Origin of the sequence: Oscillibacter valericigenes, assembly GCF_021531435.1 — a bacterium.
Taxonomy (GTDB): domain Bacteria; phylum Bacillota; class Clostridia; order Oscillospirales; family Oscillospiraceae; genus Oscillibacter; species Oscillibacter valericigenes_B.
Map to the genome: position 1 here is coordinate 18,927 of NZ_JAFBIS010000003.1, position 14,896 is coordinate 33,822.

Genomic DNA, 14,896 nt, shown 5'->3' on the forward strand with positions numbered 1-14,896 from the left:
TCTTTTCATGTCAAATCAATCCCCCTTCACATGACCCGGTATCCTGATTCGGTCAGTCCAAATAGAAAGTCCCAAAACAGGCTTTCCGCTTTTATTATCATTTTGCCGTCATCAATTGCATGGAACGAAACGATTTTGTTTTCCTCGTCAATCCATGCAATTTTGTCTTCTTCATTCATCTTCTTACATTCCTTTCAAAACGGGCCAGAGAAATGCCGTCAACAGCGCAAGGAGCAAAAGAGGGATCGCAAGAGACACCAAACCGCCGACAAACAGCACGGTCAGCAGCGCGGGAATTCCAATCACAAAAAGGGCACTCTTCGTGATTCCCCATGCGGCCTTGAGCGCGAAATGAATGAGCTTCCCTGTAAATACAAGGATGCCGATTACAAACAGTGCGATCATATAAAATCCTTTCTTTTTATCAAATACTGCCTATCGTTCGGTAGGATGCGGTTTCAAAATGAAGCGGCCATGTCGTAGCGGACACAGCCGCATTTCCATACAAAAGGGAGTTTATTTCTCGTTTCTAAATGCTCTCCAAAAACATAGGGCCAATCATTGTCAGCAGTATGCCGCAAACCATTTTCTGATCCTCAATCCATCATCCTCCAGATTTTGATTCGTTGAATTCTTCTGTTTTGGCTTTGGTAATTCGTCATACACCCCTTCGGTAGTCGAAGGGCCGCACGCCTTCCGGCGGCTGCAATCACCGCGCCGACCGCTGATAGAGCCTGAAAAACTGCCGGATATGCTTCTCCACCAGCTCCATGACCTCCGGCTCCCGGTCCGGCTCCCGGTCGCAGAGGTTGATCCACACGGAAATAGGCAGGCAGAACTGGGCTGCCATGATCTCCGGATCATCTTCTGGCAGTACACCCTGCCGGATCAGATGTTTCACAAGTCCAGTGAAGTATTGCAGCACATCGGTATAATTCTGCTTGGTCTGCAGCTTCGCCAGCTCCGGATTCTGGAACTGTTCGATGGCCAGCATTTTCCGCGCCCTGCTGATACTGGGGTCATGGAGAATATAGCGGATCTGTCCCTGAATCATTTGAACAGCGGCATCGGGAGCCAGAGGAAGATCACCGGTACCTTTCTCCCAATCCGTTTTCGCAAAAATGGAATGTGCCCCATATTGTTCCAAAACATCCTTCACAAGCGCATCCAGAATTGCCTGCTTATTCTCAAAATGACTGTAAAGAGATGCCTTCCGAATACCTACGGCGTTCGCAATTTGAGAAATAGAGGTCGCTTCAAACCCCTGCACTGAGAACAACTCCAACGATGCGTCCAAAATCTTTTGTTTTGTGCTTCCACGGTCCATAACGAATTCTCCTTCACGAAAACCAAGATCTCACTCCGCTGAACTTCAAAGATCATATATCTGTATTATAACTACCTATCGTTCGGTAGTCAACAGAAAAATGATCGAACGAAGGAACCGCAAGGGTTCCGGGGCTTTTTATTCTGCCGCAAGGCCGCCGCTCCCGGATCAGCCGTCGAATGTAACGCCTTCCCTGATGTCGATGGTATAGGTGATGCCCAGCTCATTCGCCCAGGCGATGTACTGCTCCACCTGCCGGTCATCCAGCATATCGGATGAGATCAGGCCCTTCTGGGGGACCATGTCGTTGACCAGCAGCTTCGTGTACAGAAACGCGCCCTGGCCGGTCAGGTACATCTCGCCGGTCATTTTGGCCCGCTCGTAGGCCTCCGCCAGACCGGGGGAAAATACGTGCAGGTCCACCATGACGTCCCTGCCGTCCTTCCTGCCGTAGGCCTCGCAGACGAAAGCGCCGTTGTCCTCCACGATGCCCTCGTCGATGATCTCCCGGATGACCTGGGGGTCCTTGGGAGGCGCGGGGATGTGTCTGAGCACCCAGTCGAAGGGCACGATCTCGCGTCCCCCAAACACCTCGGGCTCATGGTGCAGCAATCCGGCCCTGTACAGGCCCTCGGCAAACTCGATGCCTGTCCCGCCGTACTTGAAATAGGCGTTCCGGCAGCCTTTGAAATACTTCTCCCGGTTGAAGCCGATGTACACCGGCTCGTCGTGGGCGTGCTCCACCAGGGTCACCTCGCGGCCGCACTCCGGCCAGTTCCGCTTGATGGGGCGGCTGAAGGGCTTGGTGCGGATATGGCGGCCGTTCTCGAAGGCGTAGGCGTCCTCCTCCATATCGCACAGCGCCACCTCGGGGGACCAGAAAAAGGGAATGAAGCGCTTGGTGCGGGTGCCCTCATACACCATGCAGGCGATGGTGTCGCATTCGTCCAGCTCGCCCACGGCCCTGCGGGCCATGACGCACATGACGCCGGGGGCGGAGCCGGTGCCGATGATGGCGGTGGTGCCGTTTTCAGCGAACCGGCGGCCATACCCGGTGTACATATACCGGATGCCCTCCAGCCAGGTGTCGTAGGCTGGAAAGCCCTCCACGACGTTCTCACAGGCGGACAGGTCCTGGTAGCAGGCCTTGATCCGCAGCGCGGCCTCCATGACGTTGACGCCGAACTCCAGCGGCATGACGTTGACGATCAGCTCACAGCCTTCGGCGGCTCCGGCGATCTCGTCCACATGGGCCGCGTTGACCTGCCTGGGGGTGCCCTTTTTCATCAGAGCGCACACCGCCTCGGCAGCCGCAAGGTCATAGTCCGCGCAGACGACCTCTTCGATGTTGGGCTCCTCGTCCAGCCGCCTGCAGATGGTGGAGCCCTGGGCTCCGCAGCCGCATACCATTACCTTTTTCATGTTGTCCCCTTCTCTTTTGATGATTTTTACACACGCCGATTCCGGGAAAGAAAAAAGGCAGGGGAAGCTTACTTGCGTATCTTCCTCTGTCTTTTTGCCAGTTGGTTATAGCCTCATTGGCGCCATTTGAAAATGGTCTTTCCAAAGCACCGTCCAACAGTCTTTTTTTTGCCTGTCAGTTTCCACGGAGCACGCGCCGGGCGCTCCATCTTTCCGCTTCGGCCTTCTGAAAGAATGTCTCAGGCTGTTTTCATCCGGTTCGATATTTGATTGTGCGCCGCAAGTCCGGCGCTGCTTTCAGCAGTTGGGCCTTCGGCTGATACCGTAATCAGCATAGCAGGCGGCCGTGGTCTTGTCAATCAATTTTCACCTCGAAATCTTCCTGACGCGGTCAGAATCTGAACGCCTCGTTCACATAGGTGGGCTTGCCGCCCAGCATGGTCAGCAGTACCCGGGTGTTCATCATATGGTGGACGGGGACCTCGTTCAGGTCCTTTTCCAGCACCACCAGGTCGGCGTACTTGCCCACCTCGATGCTGCCGGTCCTGTCCTCCATGTGCATCCCGTAGGCCGCGTTGATGGTGTAGGCCTCCAGGCACTGTTCAACGGTCAGGCGCTCGGCGGCAGGCGCCAGGATGGGGGCGCCGGGATCGCTGTAAATTTGGCGGGTCACGCCCATCTGGATGCCTTTCAGAGGCTCCCTGCCCATCTCGTCGGCGGGGAAATCACTGCCCAGGGTCATGCGGGCGCCGTGGGACAGGATGGACCGGAGCTGAAACTGGCGGTCATAGCGCTCATCGCCCAGGATGTCCCGGTTTTCGGGTGCGTCATAGTGCCAGATGCCGCTGGTATTGGCCAGCACATTGTACCGGGCGAACAGGGGGATGTCCTCCCGGGCGGTGAGGTGGGTATGGGCGTTGATGATGCGGGTGTCGAAATACCCCGCCTCCCGGACGGCCCTGGCTGCCATCAATGTCTCATGGACGGCCCGATCCCCGATGGCGTGGATGTGGAGGTGGAAGCCCTCCGCCGCGGCTTCCAGGCATACGCGGGCCAGAGCCTCGCCCTGGAGCATGGGTTCCACCACCCTGCCGTCGGGATAGGGCCCGCGCAGGGCGCAGCTGCGGCTTTCCACCGTGCCGTCGTTCACGATCTTCAGTGTATGGATATTGTACATGTCGCTGTGATGCCGGGCGTGCAGCGCCCGCAGACGCTCCACGGCGGTCTTGGCACTCTCCGGGTCCTCCGCCATGACGCAGCCGCAGATGCGCTGCCGCAGCTCGCCCTGTGCCTCAAGGTCCGCGATCTGTTGGACGACCCGCTGTTCAAAGGCGCCGAAGATGCCGCAGTCCACAAAGCCGGTGACGCCCAGAGCGCTGTACTCCCGGAAAATGCGTTTGCAGGCATCGCTGATATGCTCCGTCTCAAACCACCGGATGTCCCCCATGGCAAGCATCTGCGCCGCCATCTCCACCATGTGGCCGGTGGGCTCGCCGTTTTCGTCACGATGGAACCAGGAGAAGCCCGGCATGGGGTCCGGTGTGTCCCCGGTGATATGCCCCAGCTCCAGGGTCCTGCTGTTGCACCAGCCCTCATGGATGCCGTTGCTCATCAGATACAGGGGCTTGTCCGGGCAGATGGCGTCCAGCTCCTCTTTGCGGGGGCCGCGCTCGTCGAATACCCACTCAGGGTAGCCCTGTCCGAAGTATGCCTCGTTGCCGGGATGGGCCTCCACATAGGCCCGGATGGTCTCCAGGACCTCACCGTGGGTCATCCCGGCGCCGCAGAGAATGCCGGAGGTCAGGAACGCCCCCATCAGAGGGTGACAGTGGGCGTCGATCAGGCCGGGGATCAGCATTTTGCCGGCCAGGTCAATGACCTTCGCGCCGCTTTTATAGGGCCCGGCGCCTTCATCATTGCCCACATAGATGATCCGATTGTCCCGGACCGCGACGGCGGAAACGCAGGGCATCTCACGGTTCATGGTGTACACGCGGCCATTTTGAAACACAGTTGTCATGGCGGTTGACCTCCTTGGTCCCATATACAGATACTATCCCGACAGGCGGAAAAAGCCGGCAATCCGGAAAGATTGCCGGCTTCCGTCATTCAAATATCGGGGGCAATTTTACCGTGGGCTGCCTTTGCAGCTACGACGTTCTGAGGATGGTATTGGCAAAGCCGAACCAGCCCCGGGCATCCCGGAACGCGCCGGTGAGGGTATCCCGCATCTCCCAGGCGGTCCCTTCCGTGTACAGGGGGGCAAGGACATGGTCGCTGAGCAGCAGGTCCTCCGCGTCGTGGAGGCAGCCCATGCGGGCCGTGCCGTCGGCGGCATTGGCAATAATGACCATCAGGGTGTCGTAGGCGCTGTTCTCATAGCCCGCCACGTTGTCCGGGCTGTGGGTGGTCCAGGCGGTCAGGAAGCACTCGGCGTCATTGCCGCCGGCGGTCAGCGCCACGCCCGCCGCCGTATACGCGCCGCTTTGCAGCGCGGTGCGCAGCTCCTGCTCCGTGACGCCCCGTGGGGTCATATGGATCCCCAGCGCATCCCGCCACTGCTGGCACAGGACCTGGGCCGTCTGGCCGTTGCTCCCCTCATCCACATACAGGTATTCCAGCTCGCCCAGGTCGCTGCCGCTGTCGTAACCCGCGCTGCTCAGCAGCTCCCGTGCCCGGTCTCGGCGCTCCCCGTACAGCTCCGGGTCATTGTCCAGCAAAGCGCCGCCCATGGTGCGGAAGTCCCCTTCCTCACTCTCCGGCACGCCGGGGGGCACCAGTCCCTCCGCGGCCCTGGTTGTGACGCCGGCTGTCTCCACCAGGGCGTTCCGGTCAATGGCAAGCTGCATGGCCTCCCGCACCGTGGGGTCGGCAAACACGCCTTCCCGGCAGTTGAACACCGCGCTGTACGTGCTCAGCGTGGGAGTGGCTGTCCATGCTTCGTCAGCCGCCAGCTCCTCCAGGCGGGCCTGGGGCAGGGGCCAGACGGCATCCACGGTCTTGCTGTCGTACAGGACCCAGCCCTCCTCCGCGCTGTCCGCAAACCGGAACGTCAGTTCCGAAGGGCCGGGCTGGTCGCCGTAATACCGCTCGCTGGCGGCGGCGTGGAGCGAATCCTCTTCCCAGGCCGTCACCTGGAAGGGACCGTTGGTCACAAGCTGCGTGGGGTCATTCCACCAGGGCAGGGCTTTCTCTCCCTCTCCCACGGCCTGAATGCCCGCCTCCTTCAGCCGCAGGACCACGTCCTGGCGCAGGGGCACCGTGGCCGGAGCGGTGCAGACCTGGGTCAGGAACCAGTCGTACTCGCCGTCCAGCACCACCACAAAAGTCGTGTCATTCTTCGCGCTGACCTGGAGCAGCTCCATATCCCCGCTCTGCCGGGCCTCCTCATATCCGCTGACAATGGACAGCAGGGACGCATGGGGCGACTGGCTGGCGGGGTCCGCCAGCCGACGCCAGGCGTACACAAAATCCGACGCCCGGACGTTCTTGCCGTCAGACCACTTGGCGCTGCGGAGCCGGAAGGTATACGTGACGGTACCGTCGTGGTTCTCCTCCACGTCCACGCTCTTTGCCATGCCGTTTACCACCGTGGAGCCGCCGGAGCCGTCCGACGCCGCCCGCATCAGGTTCTCATAGAGGTGGGCCAAAATCGTCTGGTCCGTGATCTCCTGCGCATAGATGGGATCCAGCGTCACAGGGGCCGGGCCCACACAGACAGAAAGAGACAGTCCCTCCCCGTCCTTGGCGCAGCCCGCCAGCAGAGAGAGACAGAGCACCGCCGGCAGCGTCAGGGCCGCCAGCCGTTTCCAAAGCCGCATCGCGCAAACTCCTTTCCGAGGGAAAAAAACGAGCGCCGTAGGGAAGGCGGCGCTGTACTTCTGAAAATTTCACAAATATTATAGAGAATCCCGCCGGCTTTGTAAAGGCGAAGGCCAAAAAAAGTAACAAAAAATAACAAAAATTTAAGTTCTGTTCATAAGTCGTCAAATTGGAGCAAACCCACGGCTTTGCGATCCTCCCCCAAAAGAAATCTCTGCCTTCCCTCCGCGGCGGATACCCACCGTGAAATCTTTCGGACCGGGCAACACGGCTCTTGCAAAATACCGCCAAATGCCTCATAATAACCATATAAAGTTCTGATTGCAGTCATCATAAAATATATAAAGCAAAGGAGACATATGGCTATGAGAATTTATCAGGAAGCTGACTATGAGGCGATGAGCCGTCGGGCCGCCAATCTCATCTCTGCCGAGGTCATCCGCAAGCCCAACTGCGTGCTGGGTCTCGCCACCGGCTCTACCCCTGTGGGCACCTACAAGCAGCTGGCCATTTGGAACCAGCGGGGCGACTTCAGCTTTAAGGAAGTCAAGACCGTCAACCTGGACGAATACAAGGGCCTGGCCCCCACCCACGACCAGAGCTACCGCTATTTCATGCAGACCAATTTCTTCGACCACATCGACATCCACTTTGAGAACACCCATGTGCCCGACGGCCTGGCCGCCGACGCCGCCGGCGAGTGCGCCCGGTACGACAATCTGATCCGCTCCCTGGGCTACGCCGACCTGCAGCTGCTGGGCGTGGGGCACAACGGTCATATCGGCTTCAACGAGCCCTGCGACTCCTTTGTGAAGGAGACCCATGTGGTAGACCTGACCCAGAGCACCATTGACGCCAACGCCCGGTTTTTCGCCTCTGCCGACGATGTGCCCCGCCAGGCCCTGACCATGGGCATCGGCTGCATTATGGCGGCCCGCCGGGTGCTGCTCATCGCCAGCGGCGCGGACAAGGCCGACGCGGTGTACAACGCGTTCTGCGGGCCCATTGACCCCCGCTGCCCCGCCTCCATCCTCCAGCTCCACAACGATGTGGTGCTGGTGGGCGACAAGGCGGCTCTCAGCAAGCTGGTCGCCGCCGGGGTGCCTGTATGCGAGTGATCGGCGGTCAGGTCTTTGACCTGGAAAAGGGCTTTGCGGAGCGGGAGCTCCGCACCAGCGGTGCCCTCCTCTCCGAGACCAGCGGCGACGGGCAGGTCCTGGACGCCGCCGGCTGCTATGTCATTCCCGGTCTGGTGGACGTCCACTTCCACGGCTGCGTGGGCGAGGACTTCAGCGATGCCACGCCGGAGGGGCTGCAGCGCATCGCGGACTATGAGCTGCGTCAGGGCGTCACCTACATCTGTCCCGCCGGCATGACCCTGCCCGAGGACCAGCTGACGGCCATCTGCAAAAACGTCGCGGCCCACCGGTCCAAAAACGCCGGCGGCGCCGAGGTGGTGGGCGCCCACCTGGAGGGGCCCTTCCTCTCCACGGCGAAAAAAGGCGCCCAGAACGCCGACTTCCTCCATGACCCGGACGTGCCCATGCTCCGCCGCCTTCAGGAGGCCGCGGAGGGCTGCGTGCGGCTGGTGACGGTCGCCCCCGAACAGCCCGGCGCCATGGAATTCATCCGCGCCGCCGCCGAAATGGGCATCACGGTCTCCGTGGGCCACACCGTGGCGGACTACGACACCGCCAGCGCCGCCTTCGCGGCGGGTGCCAGCCACGCCACCCACCTCTACAACGGGATGCCTCCCATCCACCACCGTGCCCCCGGCGTCATCGGTGCCGCCTTTGACGACCCCAAGGTCCAGGTGGAGCTGATCTGTGACGGCATCCACATCCACGGCAGCATCGTCCGGGCGACCTTCCGCCTGTTCGGGGCGGAGCGGATGATCCTCATCTCCGACTCCCTGCGGGCCACCGGCATGCCCGACGGCCAGTACCCCTTCGGCGGGCAGGAAATCGAGGTCCACGGCAGCCGGGCCACCATCGTAGGCCACCCCGAGACCCTGGCCGGCTCCGTCACAAGTTTGATAGGCTGCCTGCGGCAGGCGGTGCGGTTCGGCATTCCCCTGGCGGACGCGGTGCGCTCCTGCACCTACAACCCCGCCCAGTCCGTGGGCATCGACGACCGGGCCGGCACGCTGGACATCGGCAAAGAGGCCAGCTTTGTCCTGCTGGACAAGGAGACCCTCGCCACCCGCGCCATCGTGTTCAAGGGCAATTTGGTATCATAATGAAAAACCGAGGAGCGAATGCTCCTCGGTTTTTTCTTCCGTATTACACCACGGTCAGCTTGCCGTCGTCGCCGAATTTCACCGGCACGATCTCGTTCCGGGTGTTCTTGGCGATGTCGTCGATGCGCAGCTTGGAGGGGTAGTCGGCGATGAGGCTCACCGCCACGCCCTGGCGCTTGGCCCGGCCGGTACGACCGATGCGGTGGATATAATCCTGGTTCTCGTCGGGCACATCGCAGTTGAACACGATGTCCACATCGTCCACGTCGATGCCACGGGCGGCCACATCGGTAGACACGAACACCCGCAGCTTACCCTGGCGGAACTTGTCCATCACCTGCTCCCGCTTCCGCTGGGGGATGTCGCCGTGGATACACTCCGCGTCGATGCCCCGCATCTGGAGGAACTTGGTGATGCGCTCCGTGGCGCCCTTGGTGTTGCAGAAGCACATGCAGCGGTCAAAGCCCGTCTCGTTCAGAATTTTTTCGATGGCGTCGGCCTTGCCGTCAAAGCTGACGTCCATGCGGAACTGCTTGATGTCCGGCTTGTTCTGCTCGTCCTCCCGGACGGTGACCTCCGCCGCGTCCCGCTGGTAGACCCAGGCGATGTCCATGACCTCCCGGGAGATGGTGGCGGAGAACAGCCCCAGGTTTTTCCGCTTGTCCATCTTGTCCAGCAGGCGGGTCACATCGTGGATGAAGCCCATGTCCAGCATCCGGTCCGCCTCGTCCAGCACCACGGTCTGGGCGGTGTCCACCCGGACGGTTCGGCGCTTCATGTGGTCGCTGAGGCGGCCGGGGGTGGCCACCACGATCTGGGGGTGCTTTTTCAGCGTGTCGATCTGCCGGCCGATGGGTGCGCCACCGTACAGGCACACGCAGCGGACGCCGGGCTTATAGGTGGACAGCAGCCGGATCTCGTCGGTGATCTGGATGGCCAGCTCCCGGGTGGGAGCCAGAATGACGGCCTGGACGCTCTCGTCCTCAGGGTCGATATGCTCCACGATGGGGATGCCGTAGGCAAAGGTCTTGCCGGTACCGGTGGGGGCCTTGGCGATGACATCCTGCCAGTCCATCATAGGCGGGATGCAGCCGGCCTGTACCGGCGTGGACACCTCAATATTGCGCTGGGCGATGGCACGCATGATCTCCGGGGACAGCCCCAGGCTGTCAAACCGGACGCCTTCCGTGTATTCCATAATTCTTTCCTCTTTTTTCGCATAAGATAGGCATAATTTGATAGAGTAATTATACCCACAAAAGCGCGGCTTGTAAAGCCATGGCGGACAGAACCGCCGAAAGTTTCCGTCTTTGCGGCAATCCGCTCAAATCGTTGCCGAATTACTTGTTTTTGTTGTATTTATTGCATTTTTTGTAGTAAAATTGTGTATTGTGTCTGCATCCCGTTCTGTTTTTTATGATAAATTCATGTTACGAGATACTTTGCAACGGAGGTGTCAACCGTGGATGAGATGGACTATGTGCGCATCTTGCGTGATTTGCGGGAAGACGCCGACAAGACCCAGACACAGATCGCCGAGGTCTTAGGCACTTCCCAGACCATGTACGCCCGGTATGAGCGGGGCGCCAATGAATTGCCCATCCACCATCTGATCACGCTGAGCAAATACTACGGTGTCAGCACCGACTATTTGCTGGGTTTGACAAAGGAACGCTGAGGCGCGGACAGGTTTTTTCCCTGTCCGTGTTTTCATCTCCAGGCAAAAAAATTCCCGGCTTTTCAGCCGGGAATTTTTGCGTTATTTATGGGACACGTGCCAGATGTTGTCCGCGTACTCCGCCACGGCCCGGTCGGCGGCAAAAATGCCGCTGCGGGCGATGTTGTGGAGGCTCATGCGGTTCCACTTCTCCCGGTCGGCGTAGGTCTCCACCATGCGCTTTTCCGCCTGGCAGTACGCCTGGAAATCCGCCAGGAGCAGGTACTCGTCGGCAGGGCTGCCGCCGCTGCCAAACAGCAGGCGCTGATACAGATCCTCATACCGCACGCCGTCCCGGAAGCCGGCCCGGAGCGCGTCCAGGCAGCGGCGCAGCTTCTCGTCCCGGTTGTACAGGCGCTGGGGCACATAGCCCTCCCGTTTCAGGCGCTCCACCTCGTCGGCGTGGAGGCCGAAGAGGAACATATTCTCGTCGCCCAGCACATCATGCATCTCCACATTGGCGCCGTCCAGGGTGCCGATGGTCAGGGCGCCGTTCATCATAAACTTCATGTTGCCGGTGCCGCTGGCCTCCTTGCCGGCGGTGGAGATCTGCTGGCTGACCTCGCTGGCGGGCATCAGGTGCTCGGCCAGGGAGACCCGGTAGTTCTCCAGGAACACCACCTGCAGCTTATCCTTACAGATGGGATCGTGGGCGATCTGGTCCGCCAGGGAATTGATCAGCTGGATGATGCGCTTGGCCACGGCGTAGCCGGGAGCGGCCTTGGCGCCGAACAGGAACGTATGGGGCTGGGTAATGGCGTTGGGGTCGTCCTGCAGCTGCTGATACAGGGCGATGATATGCAGCACGTTCAGCAGCTGGCGCTTATACTCGTGGAGCCGCTTGACCTGCACGTCGAAAATGGCGTCGGGGTTCAGGATCACGCCCCGGCTGCGCTTGGCGTGGTTGGCGAAGGCCACCTTGTTCTGGTGCTTGATCTCCGCCAGACGCTCCAGCACGGCCTTGTCGTCGGCGTAGTCGTCCAGCTTCCGCAGCGTCAGGGGGTGCATCAGGTAATCGTCCCCGCCCGTCAGGTCCCGGATGAGGCCGTCCAGACCGGGGTTGATCTCGCTGAGCCAGCGGCGGTGGTCGATGCCGTTGGTAACGTTCTGGAACTTCCAGGGCTCCATGCCACAGGCGTCCTTGAACACATCCTTCTTCAAAATCTCGGAGTGAAGGCCGCTGACGCCGTTGACGGCCATGCCGCCGGCGATGCACAGGTTCGCCATGCGGACCTCGCCGCCCCAGATGATGGCCATGTTCTGGGTCTTGGCGGGGTCGTGGTAGAAATTCTCCACCTTCCGCTGCCAGCGGGCGGAGATCTCCTGAATGATCTGCCAGATACGGGGCAGCAGCGTCTCCATCAGGCTCTGGGGCCAGCGCTCCAGGGCCTCCGCCAGGACGGTGTGGTTCGTGTAGGCTACGGACTTGGTGGTGATCTCCCAGGCCTCGTCCCAGTTCATACCGGCCTCGTCGATGAAAATGCGCATCAGCTCCGGCACCACCAGCGCGGGATGGGTGTCGTTGATCTGGATGACGTTCTTCTCGTGGAAGTTTTTCAGGGTGCCGTAGGTGTCCAGGTGCTTAGTGGCAATGGACTGGACCGTGGCGGACACGAAGAAATACTGCTGCTTCAGGCGCAGGGACTTGCCCTCATAGTGGTTGTCCTCGGGGTACAGCACCTTGGCGATGGTCTCCGCCATGGCCTCCTCCTCGGCGGCCTTCAGGTACTCGCCCCGGGAGAACAGGGACATGTCCACGGGCTTAGTGGCCCGGGCGTCCCACAGGCGCAGGGTGTTGACGTGGTTGGTGTCGTAGCCCGCCACCACCATGTCGCAGGGCACGGCCAGCACCGCCGTGGCGTTTTCGTTGACGGTGTGCAGGTGGCCGTCGGCCCAGAACTCCCGCAGGGTGCCGCCAAAGTGGACGGTCTGGGCCTCCTCGGGCTTGGGCAGCAGCCAGGCGGCGCCAAGGTCCTTCCAGTTGTCGGGCAGCTCCACCTGCTGGCCCTCCACGATCTTCTGCTTGAAGATGCCCAGCTCATAGCAGATGGAGTAGCCGGTGGCGGGGATCTCCAGCGTGGTCATAGAGTCCAGATAGCAGGCGGCCAGGCGGCCCAGTCCGCCGTTGCCCAGGCCCGCGTCCGGCTCCAGCTCAAAGATGTCCGCCGCCTTGAAGCCTAGGTTTTCCAGGGCCTCCCGCAGCTGGGGCAGCACATTCAGGTTGTAGGCGTTCTTCATCAGGCTGCGGCCCATCAGGAACTCCAGAGACAGGTAGTGGACCTGCTTCTTCTGCTCCCGGCGGGTCTGTTTGTTGGTCTCCACACCCCGGATGGCCATGACGTCCCGGAGCACCAGGGCGCTGGCCTTCATCATCTCCTGGTCGGTGGCCTCCTCCGGCGTCTTGCCGAAGTTCAGCATCAGTTTCGCGGTCAGCGCCTCTTCCAGCGTTTTCGTGGTAAATGGTGTCATCGCTTTTCCTTACTCTGCCGGCTTCTCCTTTTTGTCTTTTGCGGCAGGCCCTTTCTTTTTGGTCTCTTTCTTAGCGGCGGTCTTTTTGACAGGTGCCTTCTTCTCCGGCTTTTCCGCCGGTTTTTCATCTTTTTTTGCCCTTTTTGCAGATCTTTTTGCCGTTTTCTTCGCGGGAGCCTTCGGCTTCTCCTTCGCGGCGGGAGCGGTCTCCTCAACAATGGGAGCAGCCTCCTCGACAACGGGAGCGGGCTCCTCAACAGCAGGGGCAGCCTCCTCCACGGCAGGCGCGGGCTCCTCGACAACGGGAGCGGGCTCCTCAACAGCAGGCGCGGATTCCTCTACGACGGAAGCAGGTTCCTCCGCCACAGGAGGCCAGGGCTGGCCGGTGATGTTGGCATAGATGCGCAGGTATTCTCTGGCGCTGCGGGCCCAGCTGAAGTCGCACTTCATGGCCCGCTTGCGCAGGCGGCTGAAGGCGTCGGGATAGTCCTTGTACAGGTACACGGCCTCCCGGATGACATACAGCATGTCGCCGCTGGCGTAGTTGGCGAAGGTGAACCCGTTGCCGGCGTCCCGCCAGGCCTCATAGGGCTGGACGGTGTCCTTCAATCCGCCTGTCTCCCGGACGATGGGCACCGTGCCGTAGCGCATGGCGATCATCTGGCTCAGGCCGCAGGGCTCGCTCTTGGAGGGCATCAGGAACAGGTCGGCGCCGGCGTAAATGGCCATGGACAGCTCCTCGTTATAGTCCAGACGCACCGCCATGCGGCCGTGATACTGCTGGGCCGCCCAGTGGAAGAACTCCTCGTACTTCCGGTCGCCCTTGCCGAGAATGACAAGCTGCATTGGAAGTTCCATCATATCATGAAGAACTTCACAAATCAAGTCCAAACCCTTGTGGGACACCAGACGGCTGACGATGGCCACGATGGGCACATGGGGCTCCTCCCGCAATCCCATCATCCGCTGCAGGGCCGCCTTATCAGTATCCTTGCCCGCCAGGTCGTCCACGGAGTAATTGGCGGTGATGCGCTGGTCGGCGGCGGGGTCGTACAGCTTCATGTCGATGCCGTTGAGCACGCCGGAGAGCTTGTACTCACAGCGGCGCATGATGTTCTCCAGCCGGTGGGCAAAGTAGGACATTTTCAGCTCGTTGGCGTAGGTGGGAGACACGGCGTTGATGGCGTCGGCGCACAGGATGGCGCCCTTCATCAGGTTCACGTCGCCGTCCATAATGATCGTGCCGTCGTCCGCCCAGCCGTGGTCCAGGCCGAACAGGTCGCCCAGGGTCTGCATCCCGAAGCGTCCCTGATACTCGATGTTGTGGATGGTCAGGGCCGTCTTGATGGAGCGGTAGCGGTCCTCCCGCACGCCGTCATCCTTCAGGTAGATGGGCACCAGGGCGGTCTGCCAGTCGTTGCAGTGGATGACCTCGGGCCAGAACTTGAAATGGGGCAGCATCCGCACGATGGCCCGGGAGAAGAAGCCGAACCGCTCGCCGTCGTCGATGTATCCATACAGGTCGGGGCGGAGGAAATACTGCTCGTTGTCCAGGAAATACCAGGTCACGCCGTCCTTCTCCAGGGAGAACAGGCCGCAGTAGCTGTGCCGCCAGGCCAGGTCCACATAGTCGTAGCACTCGAATTTCAGCTGGCTGCCGAAGCGCTCCTTCACCCGCTGGTACAGGGGCAGCACCACGGCCACCTCCGCGCCCTGCTCCGCCAGAGCCGGGGGCAGAGAGCCGGCCACATCCGCCAGGCCTCCGGTCTTACAAAAAGGGACAGCCTCACTGGTCGCATACAAAATTTTCATAAGTAAACTCCTTTTCTGATTGCTGGGAAACTTCCAATACCTCTTCCGCTCCGCCGGAAAACCGGCGGAAAATCCGCAAGGGGGAGTA

12 protein-coding genes are annotated in these 14,896 nt (G+C 60.7%); 3 read left to right on the forward strand and 9 right to left on the reverse strand.

From position 1 onward, the window contains the following. Positions 1 to 26 precede the first annotated feature (26 nt). The 6 genes from JQM68_RS02320 to JQM68_RS02350 form a co-directional block, all read right to left on the reverse strand. A complete protein-coding gene (locus tag JQM68_RS02320) occupies positions 27 to 179 on the reverse strand; it encodes a hypothetical protein (RefSeq protein WP_235221304.1) in 153 nt (50 codons plus the stop codon). A 4-nt stretch (positions 180 to 183) separates the two neighbouring features. Then, the gene (locus tag JQM68_RS02325) at positions 184 to 405 is read right to left on the reverse strand and encodes a hypothetical protein (protein WP_235221305.1); all 222 of its coding nucleotides are present in this window, start codon (positions 403 to 405) and stop codon (positions 184 to 186) included. A gap of 304 nt (positions 406 to 709) precedes the next feature. Then, a complete protein-coding gene (locus JQM68_RS13840) occupies positions 710 to 1,327 on the reverse strand; it encodes a TetR/AcrR family transcriptional regulator (RefSeq protein WP_328283709.1) in 618 nt (205 codons plus the stop codon). A gap of 168 nt (positions 1,328 to 1,495) precedes the next feature. Next, complete coding sequence (locus tag JQM68_RS02340; RefSeq protein ID WP_235221306.1) at positions 1,496 to 2,749, reverse strand: saccharopine dehydrogenase family protein; 1,254 nt, start codon at positions 2,747 to 2,749, stop codon at positions 1,496 to 1,498. Positions 2,750 to 3,140: 391 nt separating this feature from the next. Beyond that, positions 3,141 to 4,769 carry an amidohydrolase gene (locus tag JQM68_RS02345; RefSeq protein ID WP_235221307.1) on the reverse strand — a complete coding sequence of 543 codons (1,629 nt, stop codon included), beginning with the start codon at positions 4,767 to 4,769 and terminating at the stop codon, positions 3,141 to 3,143. Between the two features lie 130 nt (positions 4,770 to 4,899). Beyond that, positions 4,900 to 6,570, reverse strand: coding sequence for a peptide ABC transporter substrate-binding protein (locus JQM68_RS02350; protein WP_235221308.1), 1,671 nt, complete (start codon positions 6,568 to 6,570; stop codon positions 4,900 to 4,902). 366 nt (positions 6,571 to 6,936) lie between these two features. Here JQM68_RS02350 and nagB point away from each other — a divergent pair, with 366 nt between their 5' ends. Both nagB and nagA read left to right on the forward strand, forming a co-directional pair. Then, positions 6,937 to 7,689, forward strand: a complete 753-nt coding sequence (nagB, locus tag JQM68_RS02355; RefSeq protein WP_235221309.1) for a glucosamine-6-phosphate deaminase — start codon at positions 6,937 to 6,939, stop codon at positions 7,687 to 7,689. Then, positions 7,680 to 8,810, forward strand: coding sequence for an N-acetylglucosamine-6-phosphate deacetylase (gene nagA, locus JQM68_RS02360; RefSeq protein WP_235221310.1), 1,131 nt, complete (start codon positions 7,680 to 7,682; stop codon positions 8,808 to 8,810). Before nagB ends, nagA begins: the two co-directional genes overlap by 10 nt. A 43-nt stretch (positions 8,811 to 8,853) precedes the next feature. On the opposite strand, the gene JQM68_RS02365 is transcribed toward nagA, so the two are convergent. Then, on the reverse strand, positions 8,854 to 10,008 hold the full coding sequence (locus tag JQM68_RS02365; RefSeq protein ID WP_235221311.1) for a DEAD/DEAH box helicase: 1,155 nt from the start codon (positions 10,006 to 10,008) through the stop codon (positions 8,854 to 8,856). A 273-nt stretch (positions 10,009 to 10,281) separates the two neighbouring features. On the opposite strand from JQM68_RS02365, the gene JQM68_RS02370 reads away from it, so the two are divergent. Further along, entirely contained in the window at positions 10,282 to 10,488 is a 207-nt protein-coding gene (locus JQM68_RS02370) for a helix-turn-helix domain-containing protein (RefSeq protein ID WP_091127685.1), read from the forward strand. 81 nt (positions 10,489 to 10,569) lie between these two features. On the opposite strand, the gene JQM68_RS02375 is transcribed toward JQM68_RS02370, so the two are convergent. Further along, positions 10,570 to 12,996, reverse strand: coding sequence for a glycogen/starch/alpha-glucan phosphorylase (locus JQM68_RS02375; protein ID WP_235221312.1), 2,427 nt, complete (start codon positions 12,994 to 12,996; stop codon positions 10,570 to 10,572). A gap of 9 nt (positions 12,997 to 13,005) precedes the next feature. Beyond that, on the reverse strand, positions 13,006 to 14,808 hold the full coding sequence (glgA, locus tag JQM68_RS02380; protein WP_235221313.1) for a glycogen synthase GlgA: 1,803 nt from the start codon (positions 14,806 to 14,808) through the stop codon (positions 13,006 to 13,008). Between the last annotated feature and the right edge of the window lie 88 nt (positions 14,809 to 14,896).

Excerpts from the sequence above, each read along its gene's own strand:
- JQM68_RS02325 (WP_235221305.1), bottom strand. The coding sequence starts at position 405 with ATGATCGCACTGTTTGTAATCGGCATCCTTGTATTTACAGGGAAGCTC.
- JQM68_RS02340 (WP_235221306.1), bottom strand. The coding sequence starts at position 2,749 with ATGAAAAAGGTAATGGTATGCGGCTGCGGAGCCCAGGGCTCCACCATC.
- JQM68_RS02370 (WP_091127685.1), top strand. The coding sequence starts at position 10,282 with ATGGACTATGTGCGCATCTTGCGTGATTTGCGGGAAGACGCCGACAAG.
- nagB (WP_235221309.1), top strand. The coding sequence starts at position 6,937 with ATGAGAATTTATCAGGAAGCTGACTATGAGGCGATGAGCCGTCGGGCC.
- glgA (WP_235221313.1), bottom strand. The coding sequence starts at position 14,808 with ATGAAAATTTTGTATGCGACCAGTGAGGCTGTCCCTTTTTGTAAGACC.
- JQM68_RS13840 (WP_328283709.1), bottom strand. The coding sequence starts at position 1,327 with ATGGACCGTGGAAGCACAAAACAAAAGATTTTGGACGCATCGTTGGAG.
- nagA (WP_235221310.1), top strand. The coding sequence starts at position 7,680 with ATGCGAGTGATCGGCGGTCAGGTCTTTGACCTGGAAAAGGGCTTTGCG.
- JQM68_RS02345 (WP_235221307.1), bottom strand. The coding sequence starts at position 4,769 with ATGACAACTGTGTTTCAAAATGGCCGCGTGTACACCATGAACCGTGAG.
- JQM68_RS02375 (WP_235221312.1), bottom strand. The coding sequence starts at position 12,996 with ATGACACCATTTACCACGAAAACGCTGGAAGAGGCGCTGACCGCGAAA.
- JQM68_RS02365 (WP_235221311.1), bottom strand. The coding sequence starts at position 10,008 with ATGGAATACACGGAAGGCGTCCGGTTTGACAGCCTGGGGCTGTCCCCG.
- JQM68_RS02320 (WP_235221304.1), bottom strand. The coding sequence starts at position 179 with ATGAATGAAGAAGACAAAATTGCATGGATTGACGAGGAAAACAAAATC.
- JQM68_RS02350 (WP_235221308.1), bottom strand. The coding sequence starts at position 6,570 with ATGCGGCTTTGGAAACGGCTGGCGGCCCTGACGCTGCCGGCGGTGCTC.